Source organism: Aquibaculum sediminis, assembly GCF_040712085.1.
Classification (GTDB): Bacteria; Pseudomonadota; Alphaproteobacteria; order Kiloniellales; family DSM-21159; genus Aquibaculum; species Aquibaculum sediminis.
The window spans coordinates 317,119-335,290 of record NZ_JBFCVK010000006.1; the positions used below are offsets into that span (position 1 = coordinate 317,119).

General features: G+C 64.7%; 18 protein-coding genes. 6 read left to right on the forward strand and 12 right to left on the reverse strand.

Features of this window, described 5'->3' with window-relative positions; all coding sequences use genetic code 11:
- Positions 1-20 precede the first annotated feature (20 nt).
- Entirely contained in the window at positions 21-1,562 is a 1,542-nt protein-coding gene (locus ABZ720_RS12050; RefSeq protein ID WP_366555770.1) for a bifunctional aminoglycoside phosphotransferase/ATP-binding protein, read from the reverse strand.
- Positions 1,559-2,686, reverse strand: coding sequence for a zinc-dependent alcohol dehydrogenase family protein (locus tag ABZ720_RS12055; protein ID WP_366555771.1), 1,128 nt, complete (start codon positions 2,684-2,686; stop codon positions 1,559-1,561). The genes ABZ720_RS12050 and ABZ720_RS12055 overlap by 4 nt, the downstream gene beginning before the upstream one ends.
- Before the next feature lie 110 nt (positions 2,687-2,796).
- Here ABZ720_RS12055 and ABZ720_RS12060 point away from each other — a divergent pair, with 110 nt between their 5' ends.
- The 3 genes from ABZ720_RS12060 (at position 2,797) to groL (ending at position 5,824) form a co-directional block, all read left to right on the forward strand.
- Positions 2,797-3,699, forward strand: a complete 903-nt coding sequence (locus ABZ720_RS12060; RefSeq protein WP_366555772.1) for a DMT family transporter — start codon at positions 2,797-2,799, stop codon at positions 3,697-3,699.
- 158 nt (positions 3,700-3,857) lie between these two features.
- Entirely contained in the window at positions 3,858-4,172 is a 315-nt protein-coding gene (gene groES / locus ABZ720_RS12065) for a co-chaperone GroES (RefSeq protein WP_366555773.1), read from the forward strand.
- A 20-nt stretch (positions 4,173-4,192) separates the two neighbouring features.
- Positions 4,193-5,824, forward strand: coding sequence for a chaperonin GroEL (groL, locus tag ABZ720_RS12070; protein WP_366555774.1), 1,632 nt, complete (start codon positions 4,193-4,195; stop codon positions 5,822-5,824).
- A gap of 68 nt (positions 5,825-5,892) precedes the next feature.
- On the opposite strand, the gene ABZ720_RS12075 is transcribed toward groL, so the two are convergent.
- Entirely contained in the window at positions 5,893-6,222 is a 330-nt protein-coding gene (locus tag ABZ720_RS12075; RefSeq protein WP_366555775.1) for a DMT family transporter, read from the reverse strand.
- Positions 6,223-6,380: 158 nt separating this feature from the next.
- On the opposite strand from ABZ720_RS12075, the gene cueR reads away from it, so the two are divergent.
- Positions 6,381-6,788: a Cu(I)-responsive transcriptional regulator gene (gene cueR, locus ABZ720_RS12080; RefSeq protein ID WP_366555776.1), complete on the forward strand. Its 408-nt coding sequence runs from the start codon at positions 6,381-6,383 to the stop codon at positions 6,786-6,788.
- A 66-nt stretch (positions 6,789-6,854) separates the two neighbouring features.
- Here cueR and hydA read toward each other — a convergent pair whose 3' ends face one another.
- The 7 genes from hydA to ABZ720_RS12115 all read right to left on the reverse strand — a co-directional run bounded on the left by hydA (position 6,855) and on the right by ABZ720_RS12115 (position 14,575).
- Complete coding sequence (gene hydA, locus ABZ720_RS12085; RefSeq protein WP_366555777.1) at positions 6,855-8,312, reverse strand: dihydropyrimidinase; 1,458 nt, start codon at positions 8,310-8,312, stop codon at positions 6,855-6,857.
- 75 nt (positions 8,313-8,387) lie between these two features.
- Positions 8,388-9,386, reverse strand: a complete 999-nt coding sequence (locus ABZ720_RS12090) for an ABC transporter substrate-binding protein (protein WP_366555778.1) — start codon at positions 9,384-9,386, stop codon at positions 8,388-8,390.
- A gap of 69 nt (positions 9,387-9,455) precedes the next feature.
- Positions 9,456-10,577, reverse strand: coding sequence for an ABC transporter permease (locus tag ABZ720_RS12095; RefSeq protein WP_366555779.1), 1,122 nt, complete (start codon positions 10,575-10,577; stop codon positions 9,456-9,458).
- Complete coding sequence (locus ABZ720_RS12100; RefSeq protein WP_366555780.1) at positions 10,574-11,509, reverse strand: ABC transporter permease; 936 nt, start codon at positions 11,507-11,509, stop codon at positions 10,574-10,576. The genes ABZ720_RS12095 and ABZ720_RS12100 overlap by 4 nt, the downstream gene beginning before the upstream one ends.
- Positions 11,499-12,293 carry an ABC transporter ATP-binding protein gene (locus ABZ720_RS12105; RefSeq protein WP_366555781.1) on the reverse strand — a complete coding sequence of 265 codons (795 nt, stop codon included), beginning with the start codon at positions 12,291-12,293 and terminating at the stop codon, positions 11,499-11,501. Before ABZ720_RS12105 ends, ABZ720_RS12100 begins: the two co-directional genes overlap by 11 nt.
- 100 nt (positions 12,294-12,393) lie before the next feature.
- Entirely contained in the window at positions 12,394-13,647 is a 1,254-nt protein-coding gene (locus tag ABZ720_RS12110) for a Zn-dependent hydrolase (RefSeq protein WP_438264097.1), read from the reverse strand.
- 58 nt (positions 13,648-13,705) lie between these two features.
- The gene (locus ABZ720_RS12115; RefSeq protein WP_366555783.1) at positions 13,706-14,575 is read right to left on the reverse strand and encodes a nitrilase-related carbon-nitrogen hydrolase; all 870 of its coding nucleotides are present in this window, start codon (positions 14,573-14,575) and stop codon (positions 13,706-13,708) included.
- A 381-nt stretch (positions 14,576-14,956) separates the two neighbouring features.
- On the opposite strand from ABZ720_RS12115, the gene ABZ720_RS12120 reads away from it, so the two are divergent.
- Together ABZ720_RS12120 and ABZ720_RS12125 are read left to right on the forward strand one after the other, a co-directional pair.
- Positions 14,957-15,664: a TetR family transcriptional regulator C-terminal domain-containing protein gene (locus tag ABZ720_RS12120; RefSeq protein WP_366555784.1), complete on the forward strand. Its 708-nt coding sequence runs from the start codon at positions 14,957-14,959 to the stop codon at positions 15,662-15,664.
- Entirely contained in the window at positions 15,661-16,560 is a 900-nt protein-coding gene (locus ABZ720_RS12125) for an ATP-grasp fold amidoligase family protein (RefSeq protein WP_366555785.1), read from the forward strand. The genes ABZ720_RS12120 and ABZ720_RS12125 overlap by 4 nt, the downstream gene beginning before the upstream one ends.
- A 91-nt stretch (positions 16,561-16,651) precedes the next feature.
- Here the strand turns inward: ABZ720_RS12125 and ABZ720_RS12130 are convergent, their stop codons facing one another.
- Together ABZ720_RS12130 and ABZ720_RS12135 are read right to left on the reverse strand one after the other, a co-directional pair.
- Positions 16,652-17,308 carry a class I SAM-dependent methyltransferase gene (locus tag ABZ720_RS12130; protein ID WP_366555786.1) on the reverse strand — a complete coding sequence of 219 codons (657 nt, stop codon included), beginning with the start codon at positions 17,306-17,308 and terminating at the stop codon, positions 16,652-16,654.
- A gap of 22 nt (positions 17,309-17,330) precedes the next feature.
- Positions 17,331-18,155: a sulfotransferase domain-containing protein gene (locus ABZ720_RS12135; protein ID WP_366555787.1), complete on the reverse strand. Its 825-nt coding sequence runs from the start codon at positions 18,153-18,155 to the stop codon at positions 17,331-17,333.
- Between the last annotated feature and the right edge of the window lie 17 nt (positions 18,156-18,172).

The window sequence follows — 18,172 nt, forward strand, 5'->3', positions numbered from 1 at the left end:
TCAGTCTCTCTCAGCCCCAGTCATTGGAGCAAGGCTTTCGCCGCGACGCAGACCGCCTCCGGCCCGCGACCGGCATCCAGCCGCGGCCAGTCGATCGCGCCGAGATCATAGGCGAGTTGACGTTCGACCACGGCTCCGGTGGCGTCCGACGCATCGCCGACGCGCCGCTCCACCCGCTCCTTCAGGGACTCGCCTGGCGCGTCGAGCCAGATGCCCTGAAAGGCCGCGCCAGCCTCCCCTGCGATCGCTTCCACCGCACTGCGCTCGTGAGGACGCGCGAAGACCGCATCCAGCACCACGCACTGCCCGGCCGCCAGGGCGCTGCGGGCTTCGGCGAAGAGCGTGTCGTAGACCGCCCGGTTGCTTGCCTTGGTGTAGGCCTCAGGCGGCAGGCGCTCCTCGGGCGCGATGCCGGCCAGGCGCTTGCGCATCACGTCGCTGCGCAGATGCAGCGCTCCCGGTGCCCGGCCCAAGTCCGGAGCCAGGGCTTTGGCCAACGTGGTCTTGCCGCTGCCGGACAGGCCGCTCACGGCCAAAAGCCGCGGCGGCGCGGCGTCGGCAAGGAACGCTTCGGCAGCGGCAAAGAAGCGCTCGGCCATCTCCCGCAGATGCTGCGCCTTGGGCCCCTCCTCCATGCCGGACAGGGCCAGTCCGCTGACCTTTGCCCGCACGCCGGCGCGCAGGGCCAGCATGAGCGGCAGGGCCCCCAACACCTCGACCCCACCCTGGCGCCCGAAGTAGCGATTCATGGCGCGGTTGGCGTGTTCGCGTAGTCCGCGCACCTCCAGATCCATCAGCAGGAAGGCCAGATCATAGGCCACGTCGATCGACCCGATGTTCTCGGAGAACTCGATGCAGTCGAAAGGGGTCGGTCGCCCCTGCCAGAGCACCACATTGCCCAGGTGCAGGTCGCCGTGGCAGCGCCGCACCCAGCCCTGGTCACGCCGCGTATCCAGCAGGGCGGCGTTGCGCTCCAGCGCCTGGCGCTTGGCCGCGATGAGCCGCTCAACCCGGTCCGGCGCAAAGAGATCGGGAAGACGCGCCATGTCCTCGGCATTGTCGTCGATGATGGCGTCCAGCCCTTCGGCCCCGCCATAAGGCGGCCCCCGCCGCTCCGCCTCGCCGTGAAAGGCCACCACGGCATCGACCAGCTCGTCGATCCACTCCGGGCGCAAGGTGCCACGGTCGGCGAGGTGATCCAGCGTCTGGTTTTCATCGAAGCGGCGCATCTTCACCGCCCACTCCACCGGCTCCCCCTCGCCCGCGAGGTTGAGACTGCCATCGTCCGCGCGGCAGATCGGCACCGCATCGAGGTAGATGTCCGGCGCGGTGCGGACATTGAGCCGCAGTTCCGCCTCGCAGGCCGCCCGGCGCGCCTCAAGGTCGGAAAAGTCCAGAAAGGCAAAGCGCACGGCCCGCTTGACCTTGTAGACCGTGTCGCCGGCCAGGAAGACCTCGGCCACGTGCGTGTGGATGCGCCCAACCTCCCCGGCCGCAAGCCCGTGAGTGGCCGGATCGGCCAGGAAGGCGAAGACCCGCTCCTGGTCGCTGTTCCCGGTCACGAGGGGATAAGGACCTGTCGCACCGTCTCGCCGCTGGCGAGCCGGTCGAAGGCCGCATTGATGTCGTCGAGCGCCACCCGCTCGCTCAGCAGGCGGTCCACCGGCAGCTTGCCGCGCTGGAACAGCCCGACGTAGCGCGGAATGTCGCGCAGTGGCACGCAGGAACCGATGTAGCTGCCTTTGAGCGTGCGTTCCTCGGCCACCAGCGTCACGGGGAAGAGCGACATGGCCTTGCCCGGGTTGGCCAAACCCGCGGTGACGGTCGTGCCGCCGCGGCGGGTCACCTTGTAGGCCAGTTCCAGGGCCGGAACGGAGCCGGCCATCTCGAAAGCGAAGTCCACGCCGCCCTGGGTGGCTTCGCGCACCTGCTCTGCCACATCGGCATCACGCGCATCGAAGACGTCGGTTGCGCCAAGCTGCTTTGCCATATCCAGCTTCGAGGGCAGGATGTCGATGGCCACCACGCGCTCGGCCCCCACCAGCAGCGCGCCCAGCAAGGAGTTGAGTCCCACGCCCCCCAGGCCGATCACCGCAACGCTGCAGCCGGCACTGACCTTGGCGGTGTTCACCACGGCCCCCAGGCCGGTCATCACCGCGCAGCCGAACAGCGCGGCCTGCTCCAGGGGAAGGCTCGGGTCGACCTTCACCAGCGAGCGGCGCGAGACCACCGCCGCCTCGGCAAAGGCGGAAACGCCCAGATGGTGATGCACCGGTGCGCCGTTCAGCGACAGGCGGCGCGCACCGCTCAGCAGGTGGCCCGCGTTGTTGGCCTTGGCCGCCGGCTCACAGAGCGCCGGCCGCCCTTCGGAGCAGGGCAGGCAATGGCCGCAGGAGGGCACGAAGACCATGACCACGTGATCGCCGGGCTGCAGATCGTCCACGCCCTCACCGACCTCGGCCACCACGCCGGCTGCCTCGTGGCCCAGGGCCATGGGCACGGGGCGCGGGCGATCGCCGCTGATCACCGAAAGATCGGAGTGGCAAAGGCCGGCCGCCTTGATCTCGACCAGCACCTCGCCAGGGCCGGGCCCTTCCAGGTCGAGCGTCTCCACGGTGAGCGGGCGGGATTCGGCGTAGGGCCCAGCCCGCCCGATCTCGTTCAAAACCGCGGCCTTGATCTTCATGCAGTTCTCCCTTGCGTCCTGCGCGCTCGCTTCGCGCGCTTCCTGACGGTATCCATAGCAAAGGGAGTCTTGCGCCGCGAGGGGCGTACAACAAGCGAGAAGTCGATTGCATGAGTGAAGCCGCCGGCAGCCAATCGGGCCTGGCTCAGATGGCTGCAAATCGCCGCGGCATCCTTTGGATGCTGCTCGCGGTCATGCTCTTCGTGGTACTCGACACCTTCGCCAAGCTACTCAGCGAAACCTATCCGGTCTGGCAGATCGTCTGGGCCCGTTACACCTTTCACCTGGTCCTCATCGCGCTGTTCCTGCGCGGCGCCCTGCCCCGCACCCTGCGCACCCGCCGCCTGCCGCTGCAGCTGCTGCGCTCGCTCCTGCTGGTCATTACCACGGGACTGTTCTTCATGGGCCTGAGCATGCTGCAGTTGGCGGAAGCCGCCGCCGTCATGCTGCTGGGCCCGCTGTTCATCACTGCGCTCTCGGTGCCCTTTCTGGGCGAGAAGGTGGGTATGCGGCGCTGGGCCGGCGTCTTTGCCGGACTGGTGGGCGCGCTCATCGTCATCCGACCGGGCACGGACGTCTTCGTGCTGGCCTCGCTCTTCCCCCTGGCTGCGGCCCTGGTGAACGCCTTCTATCACATCACCACGCGGCTGCTCAGCCACAGCGACTCCTCCATGACCACGCTGACCTACAGCTCCCTGGTGGGCGCGGTGGTGATGACGCTGGGCGTGCCCTTCTTCTGGGTCCAGCCCGACCTGATCGGCTGGATCATGATGGTGGGCGTGGGCCTGATCGGCGGCAGCAGCCATTTCTGCCTGATCAAATCCTACAGCGAGGCTCCCGCCGCGGTGGTCGCCCCCTTCGGATATTCCAACATCGTCTGGGCCGTGCTGTTCGGCTTCGTGGTCTGGGGTGACCTGCCCGATGCCTGGACCCTGCTCGGCGCCGGAATCCTCGTGGTTTCAGGACTTTACGTCTTCCACCGCGAACAGGTCCGCAAGCACCAGAAGCGCTGAAATCCGCCAGCGCATTTTCCGGCATTTCTGCCTCTTGAAAAGCGCCGCGACCCGCCGTAGATAGCGCTTCGGCAGCGCTTGGCACTCGCCAATCGGGAGTGCTAACAGACCTGCCATCATTGGCAATCATCCGTCAGTCTCTATTGGGAGGACGATATATGACCTTCAGGCCGTTGCACGACCGCGTGGTGGTCCGTCGCATCGACGAGGACCAGAAGACCGCGGGCGGCATCATCATTCCGGACACCGCCAAGGAGAAACCCCAGCAGGGCGAAGTCATCGCCGTTGGCCCGGGCGCCCGGAACGAAAAGGGTGACATCGTGGCACTGAACGTTCAGGTCGGTGACCGCGTGATCTTCGGCAAGTGGTCCGGCACCGAGGTGAAGATCGACGGCGAAGAGCTGTTGATCATGAAGGAGTCGGACATCATGGGCGTGCTCGAGGCCGGTGCGGCTTCGGCCAAGGCCGCCTGATTTCGGAGGTTTGAGAAAAGATGGCAGCCAAAGACGTCAAGTTTTCCCAGGATGCCCGCCAGCGCATGCTGCGCGGCGTCGATATCCTGGCCGATGCAGTGAAGGTGACCTTGGGCCCCAAGGGCCGCAACGTGGTGCTCGACAAGTCCTTCGGCGCCCCGCGCATCACCAAGGACGGTGTGACGGTCGCCAAGGAGATCGAACTCACCGACAAGTTCGAAAACATGGGCGCCCAGATGGTGCGCGAGGTTGCGTCCAAGACCAATGATCTGGCCGGCGACGGCACGACGACCGCGACCGTGCTGGCCCAGGCCATCGTGCGCGAAGGCTCCAAGTCGGTGGCCGCGGGCATGAACCCCATGGACCTGAAGCGCGGCATCGACGCCGCCGTGGCCGCCGTGGTCGAGGACCTGCGCAGCCGTTCGCGCAAGATCTCCAACCCGGGGGAAGTCGCCCAGGTCGGCACCATCTCCGCCAACGGTGACCGCACCATCGGCGAAATGATCTCCGAGGCCATGCAGAAGGTCGGCAACGAGGGTGTCATCACCGTCGAGGAGGCCAAGAGCCTTGAGACCGAACTCGAGGTCGTCGAGGGCATGCAGTTCGACCGCGGCTACCTCTCGCCCTACTTCTGCACCGACACCGACAAGATGCGTGTCGAACTGGAAGACCCTTATATCCTGATCCACGAGAAGAAGCTCTCGAACCTCCAGGCGCTGCTGCCCGTGCTCGAGGCGGTGGTTCAGTCCTCGCGCCCGCTGCTGATCATCGCCGAGGACGTCGAGGGCGAGGCCCTGGCCACCCTGGTGGTCAACCGCCTGCGCGGTGGCCTGAAGGTCGCAGCCGTGAAGGCGCCGGGCTTCGGCGATCGCCGCAAGGCCATGCTGCAGGACATCGCCATCCTGACCGGCGGCACCGCGATCAGCGAAGACCTGGGCATCAACCTCGAGAATGTCACCCTCGACATGCTCGGCACCGCCAAGAAGGTCTCGATCACCAAGGAAGACACCACCGTCGTCGATGGCGCTGGTGAGAAGAAGGAAATCGAGGCCCGGGTTGCCCAGATCAAGGCGCAGATCGAGGAGACCACCTCCGACTACGACCGTGAGAAGCTGCAGGAGCGGCTGGCGAAGCTCGCCGGCGGCGTTGCGGTGATCCGCGTCGGCGGCGCCTCCGAGATCGAAGTGAAGGAGAAGAAGGACCGTGTCGACGACGCCCTGCACGCGACCCGTGCGGCGGTCGAGGAAGGCATCGTCCCGGGCGGCGGCACCGCGCTGCTTTACGCGCTGAAGGCACTGGACAAGGTCTCCGTCGCCAACGCCGATCAGAAGGTGGGTGTGGAGATCGTGCGCCGTGCCATCCAGGCCCCGGTGCGTCAGATCGCCCAGAACGCCGGCTTCGACGGCTCGGTGGTCGCGGGCAAGTTGCTGGAGAGCACTGACGTCGAGTGGGGCTTCGACGCCCAGGCAGGCGACTACACCAACCTGGTGAAGGCTGGCATCATCGACCCGACCAAGGTCGTGCGCACGGCCCTGCAGGACGCTTCCTCCGTGGCCGGCCTGCTCATCACCACCGAGGCCATGGTCGCCGAGAAGCCGGAGCCAAAGAAGGCCGCCGGCGGCGCCCCGGGCATGGGCGACATGGACTTCTAAGTCTCAAGTCTAACCAACCCGATATATCAAAGGGCCGCGGGGCATCCCCCGCGGCCCTTTCTCTGTTCTCAATGCCCCACGGTCTTCGAGAAGAGGTTCACCACCAGGACGCCGGTGATGATGAGGGCGATGCCGATGACGGCGGGGAGGTCGAGGGTTTGGCGGAAGACCAGCCAGCCGATGGCGGTGATGAAGACGATGCCAAGGCCGCTCCACACGGCATAGGCCACGCCCACCGGCATGACCTTCAGCACCAGCGATAGCAGGTAGAAGGAGGCGGCGTAGAAGAGGATGACGAAGATCGTCGGCACGAGGCGCGAGAACTGCTGCGAGGCTTGCAGGAAGGTGGTTCCGATGGTCTCGAACAGGATCGCGAACGCGAGATAGACGTAGACCATGGATTCCCTTCCTCACCCGCCTTACGCTCGTGCTGATCGCGCTCAATTGGAAGCGGGACGCGATGCGATCAAAACCTCCGCTCTGTAGCAACATTGCACCGGGCGGCCAAGGCGCCTCGCTCTCGGCGCCGGCCGCGCAAGGGAGGAAGGCACAGGCGATGAACATCGGTGCTGCAGCCGGGGCCTCCGGGGTCTCCGCGAAAATGATCCGCTATTACGAGTCCATTGGGCTGATTGCCCCCGCCACGCGCAGCGCTGCGGGCTATCGTCTCTATGGCGACACGGAGGTGCACAGCCTGCGTTTCATCCGCAGGGCACGGGACCTTGGCTTTTCCCTGGATCAGATCGGTACGCTGCTGGCGCTGTGGCAGGACCGCTCACGCGCCAGCGCCGACGTCAAGCGACTGGCGCTGGAGCATGTCGACGAACTGGAGCGCAAGGCCAAGGATCTGCAGGAGATGGCCGAGACCCTCAAGCACCTGGCGCACACCTGCCACGGCGACGGGCGGCCGGACTGCCCGATCATCGAGTCTCTGGCTGCCAGCGGCCCCACTTCGAAAGGCTGATTGAAAGGCTGGCTGCCGGCCGGGGCGCGGGGTCTCAGCCCCGCACCGCGGCCAGACAGCTACACCTTACTCGGCAGCGGCCTTCTTTCGTTCCACCGCGCTGGGCTTGGTCGCCTCGTTGCGGGTGTGCACCGCTTGGTGATAGGGGGCAAAGCAGGGCCGCCCCACATAGCGGCCACGCCCCTTCTCCACCCGCAGGTCGCCGTCCTGATAGACCAGATCGCCGCGGCTGAGCGTCACCCGGTTCAGACCCTGCACCTCCATGCCCTCGAAGATGTTGAAGTCGATGTTCTGGTGGTGGGTCTTGACCGAGATGGTGCGCGTCGCCTTGGGATCCCAGACCACGACATCGGCATCCGCCCCGACCGAGAGCGAGCCCTTGCGCGGATAGATGTTGAAGATCTTGGCGGCATTGGCCGAGGTGACGGCCACGAACTCGCTGGGGGTCAGGCGGCCGCTGTTGACGCCGGCATGCCAGAGCACGCCCATGCGGTCCTCGACCCCGCCGGTGCCGTTGGGAATGCGGGAGAAGTCCTCCAGACCGGCGCGCTTCTGGTCGGTGCAGAAGCAGCAGTGATCGGTGGCGGTGGTCTGCAGGCTGCCGCCCTGCAGGCCGCGCCAGAGCGCCTCCTGGTTCTCCTTCGGGCGGAAGGGCGGGCTCATGACGTGGTGCGCCGCATAGTCCCAGTCGGGATGGCGGTAGACACTGTCGTCGATCAAGAGATGCCCCGCCAGCACCTCGCCGTAGACCCGCTGGCCGTTGGCCCGGGCGTGAGTGATGCAGTCCATCGCCTCCTTGGCCGAGACATGAACCACGTAGAGCGAAGAACCCAGGACCTGGGCGATGCGGATGGCCCGCTGCGCCGCCTCGGCTTCCACCTCGGGCGGGCGTGAGATCGGATGGCCCTCGGGCCCGGTGATCCCCATGTCCCTCAGCTTCTGCTGCAGGCGGAAGACCAGTTCGCCGTTCTCCGCATGCACGGTGGGAATGGCGCCGAGTTCCAGCGAGCGCATGAAGGAATTGGCCAGGATCTCGTCGTCGGCCATGATGGCGTTCTTGTAGGCCATGAAGTGCTTGAAGGAGTTGACGCCGTGCTCCTTCGCCAGCGTGCCCATATCTGCGTGCACGCTCTCGTCCCACCAGGTGATCGCCACGTGGAAGGCATAGTCGGCGCAGGCCTTTTCCGCCCACTCGCGCCACTGCTTCCAGGCCTCCATCAGGCGCTGTTGCGGGCTGGGGATGACGAAGTCGATGATCATCGTCGTGCCGCCGGCCAGCGCCGCCCGGGTGCCGGTGAAGAAGTCCTCGCTTGCGACGGTGCCCATGAAGGGCAGCTGCATGTGGGTGTGCGGATCGATGCCGCCGGGCATCACGTAGCAGCCCCCGGCGTCGATGGTTTCCGCGCCGGCCGGCACATCCAGCTTCTCACCCACGGCGACGATCGTCTCGCCTTCGATCAAGAGATCGCCCCGGACCTCGTTCTCCGCCGTCACGAGGGTGCCGCCCTTGATATGGATGGCCATGCTATCCTCCCAGTCGTCAGATGTTGAAGGCTCCCCGGCGGCCGATCCGCCGGGGAGCGGTCTATGTCTCGGCCCTTACTCGCCGAAGGCCGCGTCGGTCACCACATGGGTCCAGGCGCCGTCCGGCCGCTCGGTGATCACCGGGTCGGAGCCGCCGGCCAGCAGGATGTCGACCGTGCGCTCATAGTCGGCCGGGTCCAGCGTACCGTTGGAGCCCTCGGTCAGCTTGGCGACCTCGGTCATCATCCGGATCTGATGATGCTCCTGCTGCGCGCCGGTCTCATCATACTCCAGCACGATCATCGCCGCTTCCTCGGAGTTCTCCTTGGCCCATTCCCAGCCCTTCATGGAGGCGCGCACGAAGCGGGCCATGCGATCGACGAACTCCGGATCCTCGAGGTTTTCTTCCATGACGTAGAGGCCGTCTTCCAGCAGGGCCACGCCCTGATCCTCGTACCTGAAGACCACCAGCTCATCCTCGGTGATGCCGGCGTCGAGCACCTGGCCGTACTCATTGTAGGTCATGGTGGAGATGCAATCGGCCTGGCGCTGCAGGAGGGGATCGACATTGAAACCCTGCTTGAGGACGTTCACGCCCTCGTCACCGCCCTGGGTGGGAATGTCTAGATGAGACATCCAGGCCAGGAAGGGATACTCATTGCCGAAGAACCAGACGCCCAGCGTGCGCCCGCGGAAATCCTCCGGCCCCTCGATGCCCGTGTCCTTGAGGCAGGTGAGCATCATGCCCGACTGCTTGAAAGGCTGGGCGATGTTCACCAGGGGCACGCCGCGCTCGCGCGATGCCAGTGCCGAGGGCATCCAGTCGACAATCACATCGGCACCGCCACCGGCGATCACCTGCGGCGGGCCGATGTCCGGGCCGCCGGGATTGATGGTGACGTCGAGGCCTTCCTCCTCATAGAAGCCATTCTCCAGCGCCGCGTAGTAGCCGCCGAACTGCGCCTGGGTCACCCACTTGAGCTGCAGGGTCACCTCATCATTGGCCAGCGCCACCCCCGACAATGCGGTGAGGCCTACGGCCATGCCGCTCAACAAACCAATGCTCTTCTTCATTGCCAATCTCCCTGTTTGAAGCCCTAACTTATCCCTGGTCACTTCCGAGCCTTGTTGTTGCGTTCCTTCTCAACTTCTTTGGCGATAGGAGGGATGCCAGGACGTGAGGCCGCGCTCGATCAGCGCGACCAGCCCGTAGAAGGCGGAACCGGCCACCGCAGCGACTGCAATTTCCGCCCAGACGGTGTCGAGGTTCATGCGCCCGACCTCAGTCGAGATGCGAAAGCCCATGCCCACGATCGGCGTGCCGAAGAACTCGGCCACGATGGCGCCGATCAGCGCCAGGGTGGAATTGATCTTCAGCGCATTGAAGATGAAGGGCAAGGCCATCGGCAACCGCAGCTTGATGAGCGTCTGCCAGTAACCGGCCGCGTAGGAGCGCATGAGATCGCGTTCCAGATGGCCGCTGGCCGACAGCCCCATGACGGTGTTCACCAGCATGGGGAAGAAGGTCATGATCACCACGACGGCGGCCTTGGAATGCCAGTCGAAACCGAACCACATGACCATGATCGGCGCCGTGCCGACGATGGGCAGCGCGGAGATCAGGTTGCCCATGGGCAGCAGGCCGCGGCGCAGGAAGGGCACGCGGTCCACCAGGATCGCGGTGAGGAAGGCGCTGCCACAGCCGATGGCATAGCCTATCAGGACTGCCTTGAGGAAGGTCTGCTGGAAGTCGGCCCAGAGCATGGACGAGGAGTTGCCGATGCGCTCGCCGATCACGCTGGGCGCGGGCAGCAGCACCTGCGGGATGCCGAAACCACGGCAGAGCAGCTCCCAGACCACCAGCAACCAGATACCGAACAAGGTCGGCACCAGGAGATCGCGCCCGCGCCGCCAGCCAGCGGCCGCCAGCTCGGCCTTGGAGAGGCAGTCGACGCCGTGCCAGACCGCGGCCCAGACCCCCAGGCCATAGAGCCAGAAGCCGAGCCCCGCTGCGCCAGCGGCACCGGCCTGCAGCAGGCTGAGCAGACCGAAGACGGCAAGACCGCCCGCGATGACATAGACGAGGCCGCGCCGCGCCTTGCCCCCACTCCGCCAGAAGGCCAGCAGCAGGAAGACCGGCACCAGGGCGAGCAGCAGGCTGCCGGCGCCGCCGTCGAACCAGCGCGCCTCCCCACCGGGCGCAAAGGCAAGTGCCACCAGAGTGAAAAGACCGGCGAGCAACGGGAGGAGGCGACCGGCCATCATGGCTTAACCCCCATGCGCTTGAGCACCAGGCGCTCGACCAGGCTCACCAGCGCAACCAGCAACGCGGCGATGAACGCGGCGGTGAAGAGTGCCGACCAGATCTGCACCGTCTGCCCGTAGTAGGAGCCGGCCAGCAGGCGCGCCCCCAGTCCGGCCTGCGCCCCGGTGGGCAGTTCGCCCACGATGGCGCCCACCAGCGAGATCGCGATGCCGACCTTGAGACTGGTGAAGAGGAAGGGCACGGACGAGGGCCAGCGCAGCTTCCAGAAGGTCTGCCAGCGGCTGGCGCTGTAGGTGCGCATCAGGTCGAGCTGCAGCGGATCGGGCGAACGCAGGCCCTTCACCATGCCGATGGTCACGGGGAAGAAGGAGAGATAGGTGGAGATGATCGCCTTGGGGATCAGGCCGCGCAGCCCGATGGAGCCCAGCACCACCACGACCATGGGCGCGATCGCCAGGATCGGGATGGTCTGGGAGGCGATGACCCAGGGCATGAGCGACTTTTCCAGCGCCTTCACATAGACGATGCCCACTGCCAGCAGGATGCCGAGCAGCGACCCCGTGACGAAGCCCAACAGCGTCGAGGAAAGCGTAACCCAGGAGTGGTAGACGAGGCTGCGTCGGGAGTCCGGCGCCACCTCGAGGATGGTTTTCCGCATCTCCGCCAGCACCTGATGCGGCGCCGGCAGGACGGGGCGATCCTGATTGAGGGTCTCGCGCACCAGATCGGTCGTGGTCCACTCCACGTCCTGGCGCTGGAAGACGTCGTACTGCCAGGGCGAATTGAGCCAGACCGCGCCCGCGTACCAGAGCGCCACCATGGCCAGCGCCACCACCAGCACCGGGCCGGTACGCCCCTGCCAGAAGGCGCTCAGCAGGCCCGGCCGGGCGGCGGCGGGCAGCGGCTCGATGTGCGCCACCTCACTCGTCATAGCTGTGCCCTGCCCGCAGCCCCTCTCGCACGCGCTGAGCCACCTCCAGGAACTCCGGCGATTCCCGGATGTCCAGCGGCCGTTCGCGCGGCAAGGGGCTTTCGATGATGTCGATGATCCGGCCCGGGCGCGGCGACATGACCACGATGTGGGTGGAGAGGAACACCGCCTCGGGAATGGAGTGGGTGACGAAGACGACCGTCTTGCCGGTCTTGTCCCAGAGCTGCAGCAGCTGTTCGTTGAGGTGATCGCGGACGATCTCGTCAAGCGCCCCGAAGGGCTCGTCCATCAGCAGCAGGTCGGGGTCGAAGCAGAGCGCGCGCGCAATCGAGGCGCGCTGCTGCATCCCGCCGGAGAGCTGCCAGGGGTACTTCTTGTCGAAGCCGGTGAGGTTGACCAGTTCGAGGTACTTGCGCGCCCGCTGGCGGCGCTCCTCGCGCCCCAGCCCCATGATCTCCAGCGGCAAGGCGACGTTGCGCTCGATGCTGCGCCAGGGGTAGAGCGCTGGCGCCTGGAAGACATAGCCGTAGGCGCGCGCCAGGCGGGCCTCCTGCGGCGAGACGCCGTTGACCGCGATGCTGCCGCCCGTGGGCTGTTCCAGGTCGGCGATGACACGCATCAGGGTGGTCTTGCCGCAGCCCGACGGGCCGATGAAGGAGACGAAATCGCCGGCCTCCACCTCCAGATTGACTTGCGACAAGGCGTAGACCGGGCCATCCGCCGTTTGAAAGGTCAGTGAAAGATCGCGGACATCAACTGCCCGCTCCACCCCGTTACGCGCCATTACCACCCTGCTTCGTCGCTATGCATTCTTGCTTGTTGTTTGCCCGGCGGACCGCACTTGCGGCCGCCCGCCGGCACCCCGGTTCCGCCTCCCGCGGGTCTTAGTCCGCCTTGCCGGCGCGCTGCATCATGGCGCGCAGGAGGACGTCGGTTCCGGCACTCACCCATTCGGGCTTGGCGTCCTCCACCTCGTTGTGGCTGATGCCGTCGATGCAGGGCACGAAGACCATGGAGGTCGGCGCCACCTTCGACATGTAGCAGGCGTCGTGGCCGGCGCCGGAGACCATGTCGCGGTGGCTGTAGCCCAGTTCCTCGGTGGCGGCGCGCACGGCGGCAATGCAGTCCTCGTCGAAGTGGATCGGCTTGTAGTAGAAGATCTCCTCGACCGCTTGCTCCAGGCCGATCTTGCCGGTGATCTCGTCGATGCCGGCGCGCAGCTTGCGATCCATCTCGGTGAGCACATCGTCCTCGGGGTGACGGAAATCGATGGTCAGGAAGACCCGCCCCGGAATGACGTTCCGGGAGTTGGGATAGACGTCCATCATGCCCACCGTGGCGCAGGCATAGGGCGCATGCTCCAGGCCGATGCGGTTGACCAGGTCGACGATGCGCGAGGCGCCGAGCAGCGCGTCGCGGCGGCGGTTCATCGGCGTCGGGCCGGCGTGGGATTCCTGGCCGGTGATGGTGACTTCGTACCAGCGCTGGCCCTGGGCGTCGGTGACCACGCCGATGGTCTTCTCCTCGGCCTCCAGGATCGGCCCCTGCTCGATGTGCAACTCGAAGAAGGCGTGCACCTCCTTGCCCACCGGATCCTCGCCGGCGTAGCCGATGCGCTGCAGCTCCTCGCCGATGGTCTTGCCCTCCTGGTCCTTGCGGCTCAGGCCGAACTCCAGATCGTAGGCGCCGGCGAAGACGCCCGACGAGATCATGGCCGGGGCGAAGCGCGAGCCCTCCTCATTGGTCCAGACCAGCACCTCGACGGGGCGCTCGGTCTCGTAGTTGAGGTCGTTCAGGGTGCGGACCACCTCGAGGCCCGCCAGCACGCCCAGCACGCCGTCGAAGCGCCCGCCCGTGGGCTGGGTGTCCAGGTGGCTGCCGGTCATCACCGGGGCCAGGGAGTCGTTGCGCCCGGCGCGGCGGGCATAGATGTTGCCCATCTTGTCGACGCGGATGGTGCAGCCGGCCTCCTTACACCAGCGCACGAAGAGATCGCGGCCGTCCTTGTCGAGATCGGTCAGCGCCAGGCGGCAGTTGCCGCCCTTCTCCGTCGCGCCGATCTTGGCCATCTCCATCAGGCTCTCCCAGAGCCGGTCGCCGTTGATCCGTAGATTGCTGCCCGCGAGGTTGCCGTCCATCGTCATCCCTTCCTTCTGCCTGTCGCCCTTTTTGGCGCCGAGCCCGGCGCCGTTCCCGTCAGCGTCCCACGTCCGCCAGCGGGCCGTAGGTCTCCGGCCGGCGGTCGCGGAAGAACTGCCATTTGTTGCGGATTTCCTTGAGCAGCGCGAGGTCCATTTCGTGCACCAGCAGTTCGTCCTGGTCGCGGCTGGCCTCGGCCTCGATCTCGCCGCGCGGATTGACGAAGTAGGACTGGCCGTAGAACTCGCCGATGTCCCAGGGCGCCTCGCGCCCCACGCGGTTGATCGCCCCGATGAAGACGCCGTTGGCCGCCGCCGCGGCCGGCTGTTCCAGCTTCCAGAGATACTCCGACACGCCCGCGACCGTGGCCGAGGGATTGACGATGTACTCCGCGCCGTTGAGCGCCAGCGCGCGCCAGCCCTCGGGAAAGTGCCGATCGTAGCAGATATAGACGCCCAGGCGGCAGTAGGCGGTGTCGAAGACCGGCCAGCCCGAGGCGCCGGGCTTGAAGAAGTACTTCTCCCAGAAGCCGGCGACCTGGGGAATGTGGGTCTTGCGGTACTTGCCGAGATAGCGCCCGTCGGCGTCGATCACCGCGGCGGTGTTGTAGTAGACGCCGGTGATGTCCTCCTCATAGATCGGAACGACGATCACCATCCGGTGCCTGGCCGCCAGCTCCTGCATCAGGGTAACGGTCGGGCCGTCGGGAATGCGCTCGGCGGCGGCGTACCACTTCTCCGACTGGCTCGGGCAGAAGTAGGGCTGGGTGAAGACTTCCTGGAAGCAGAGCACCTGCACACCCTGGCGCCCCGCCTCTTCGATCAGCGGCAGATGCGCGTCCAGCATCGCCTGGCGAATCGCCTCCGGCGTGGAGTCGGTGCTCGCCTTCAGGCCCATTTGAATCAGGCCACCCTTGAGCTTGGCCATAAGCCCTCCCTCGTCTTCCCACGGCGGCCGTGACACGGCCAACCCTTGTACCACCCTGTCGCTCCAGCGCCGCCTTATATTGCTGCAGCCCGCCTTGCTTTTTCTTCGGCCTCTGCATTACGACGCTGCCCCCTCCGACGCCGGTTCCGGCGCGCGGGGCCAATTCGTTCTTTGGTCAGGGGCCCGCTTGCGTGTAGGCTCATGATCCTGACCAATCGGTCAAAATTAGCCTAGGACGACAGCGCGCGAGCGGTCAAGGAGCCAGTGGCGAAATCGACAGCGCCCGCGCATTAGGGGAAGGTATCAGGCAGCGGAGGGGCTTGTGAGAGTGGTAGGGGAATTGCAGGTGCCGATGGGGAAGCCAGAGGGGCCCGGGGTCGCGTGAGCGTGACGAAGCAGGCGCCGCTGCCGACGGCGGCGCGCATCACAGGGCGGGCGGCGCGCACCAAGAAGCGCACCCGCATCCAGGTCGGCAACGAGGAGCGCATTCTGGACGCCGCACTCGCGGTCTTTTCGCGCTACGGCTACCGCGGCGGCACCATCGACCAAATCGCCGCGCGCGCCGGCATGTCAAAGCCCAACCTGCTCTACTACTACCGGCGCAAGAAGGACATCTACGTGGCGGTGCTGGAGCGCACGCTGACCATGTGGCTGGCGCCGCTGGAGTCCCTGGACGCCGCCGGCGACCCGCAGGAGGAGGTGCGCCGCTATGTCCGGCGCAAGCTGGCGCTCTCGCGCAGCCACCCCGAGGCCAGCCGGCTCTTCCTCTCGGAGATCCTGCAGGGCGCGCCGCTGCTGCGCCCCAAGCTGGAGCAGGAGCTGCGCGCCCAGGTGCGGCGCAAGGCGGCGGTGCTGCAAGGCTGGATGGACCAGGGCCGCCTCACGCCCCTGGACCCGGTCCACCTCCTCTTCACCATCTGGGCAACCACCCAGCACTACGCCGACTTCGACAGCCAAATCCGCGCCGTCCTCGGCCGCGAAGCCATGACCGAGGCCATGTTCGAAACGGCGGAGGCGACGATCTTGAAGCTGTTCTTTGAGGGCTTGGGGGTGGAGGGGCAGGTGGACCTCCAGAGGGGAAGCCGATGACGGCTGAGAAGAAGAAAAGAAGCCATGCAAACCTGGATGCGCTGAGCAAGCTTTCCCTTCCCGCCAAGCGGGCCTCATTCACCTACAAGATTCGCGAGTCCATAACCTCCGCGCGTTACCTGAAATCACAGGGTGTCGAAAATGCGGTTCGGCTCATCAGCAACAAGCGTGCGCATCGCCAGATTGCCCGACAAACGGGGGTTCGCCCGCCAAAGCTCTATGCGGGGCCTGCGACCAAAGGCGACCTGAAAGAGCCACGCCAGAGCAAGTTCGTGATCAAGCCCATACATGGCGCGAACGGAAAGGGCGTCCAGTTGATTCGTCGCACAGAGACCGGGTTCAGAAATATCAGGACCAAGGAAACTCTTCCCGACTGGCCGTCGATCCTGGCAGCCTATCCGTCGAAGACGCAGCTCTTGCAGGTCGAAGAGCTGATACGAAGCGATGACTACAAGCTCTACTCCTTCTATGGTGAAGTCGCTCTGATCCTCCAGAAGCGCATGGTCGACAACAAGCCGCGATATCGTTGGTACGATGCCGCGTGGCGACCCATTCGGACCGGCAAGTACAGGATAAGCCCGGGCCGTAAGCGGCCAAGCCAGGAGGGCCAGACAGCGCTGATGGAAGCAGCACGGCAAGTCTCCCTCGCCATACCCCTGCCCTTTGTACGGGTCGACTTCTATCTGACGCGCAAGAACGGTGTCCGACTTGGAGAGGTGCCCCCCCACCCGGGCAGCTACTTCAAGTTCAACCAAAAGTGGGATGAGCGTCTGGGCCGGCTCTATGAGGAGGCCACTGCACGATTGCACACCGACCTGCTCAACGGGCGGGGGCCGCGCAACTTCCCTGAGAGACTGTCGATTGGCAGTGTGATCCGGGCGCTTCTTTCTCGCTGATTCTTCGCCCCGCGCTCAAGCAGCGCCATAGCGAAGTGGATAACGACGTTGTTAAACCGAATTGTGACCAATCTGAATTGCAAGATCTGTCCTAAGAGTAACCTTCCTCTATGCACGCCCAATGAGCTTTTCGTTCTTCGACGCAGAGGGTGACTGCTGCCGAAGGGAACAGTTCGTTAATTTTCTTCATATTAAATCTCTGCTTGTGATATTTTGGTAAGGGCTTCTTTTCGCAATATGGTACGGTAATTATAGTCCCGTACCTTCCGACTCTTCTTATTTCTTTCAGGACGCGTAGCATAGCGTTGTTACCAAGATGCTCAATAATCTCCATCGCCAATACGTAGTCGAAGGCGTCATCCTTGAACGGCATATTCTCAGCATTGGCATAGGTTACATTGACCGGTTTCGGTTCTGGAGCCAGGAACCGGGAATGCCTCGCTATATCCAATCCTTCTACAGTTCCGAACCGTCCGGAACGGCTAGCAGCACTGATGAACTGCCCAGCCCCCACTCCAACATCGAGAACCGAAACACCCTCGGGCAGCCGCTCCAGCACATAGCTCCAACGCGCATAGTCCTTGCGGTTCAAAAGGTTCGGTGCGGACGCGTGATAGACTGAAGCAAATCGGAGGTACTCCGTTTCCACAGCGGGATGGAGAGGCATGCCGTCAAGCACAACTGCTGAACATCTCGTCATGAACAGAGCACTCCAGGCGGCTCGAGAATCGACCCAGGCGCGCCGCATGGCACTGAGTCGTCATTTTATATCAATAATAATGATCAAATACTAAATCTCTGCTCATCAATTTCTTATTTGATCCCGCGTATTCACGCAAAATACTATTCTTTATTTTATCGTGCAATGTTATGTACACGCTTGACTCTAATTTAAGCTTCCATGTATCCTCGTTTACTGAAAGGGAGTATTTTTCAGTACCCTTGCTTGTTTCCTTTTCAACAACCTCGAGAGACTCTTTCGTTCCCAGAAACGCATCCAGTTTCCGCGCCCATGCGACAGGATCATGCTCCAGTTCCTCCTGCATCAGGACCAGTACGCCGTTCGGGCAGGCCTTCTCCAGTGTCTCGATGACATGGGCGTAGTCGATCCAAACCCCTCTGGTGCTGAAGTGGCGCGTGATCGCCTTCTGCACCCGGCGCTCGAAATCCTGCTGACCCGGTTCGGCGAACTTGCTGGCGGACTGGGCGTAGCGGGAGGCGACCCAGCGGTCCTGACGCCTTATGGACAGAATTGCCCTGACGGCATCGGGGCGCCCGAACAGCAGGTTGGACAGCCGCCTGAGATTGTTTGCCAGGATCGCAGGCGTGCAGGCCCCGCGATTCGACCAGAACGACATGTCGGTCAGAGATATGTTCTCGTTCGTAAGAACATTAACTCGATCGCCATCCAGATAACGTCCCAAATCAGAAATGTCGCCGGAGCCTTTTCTCAAGAAACTCTGGGCTTTCTTTATCAGTTCCGGAGAATTCTTCTTGTGGAACATCCTGACGCTCGGATTTTTCCGCAGCACCTTCCGCTGCAAGAACGTGGTCGCCGTCTTCGGCAGCCCGATATGCACAACCAACTCTGTCATAAGATCACATACTCAAA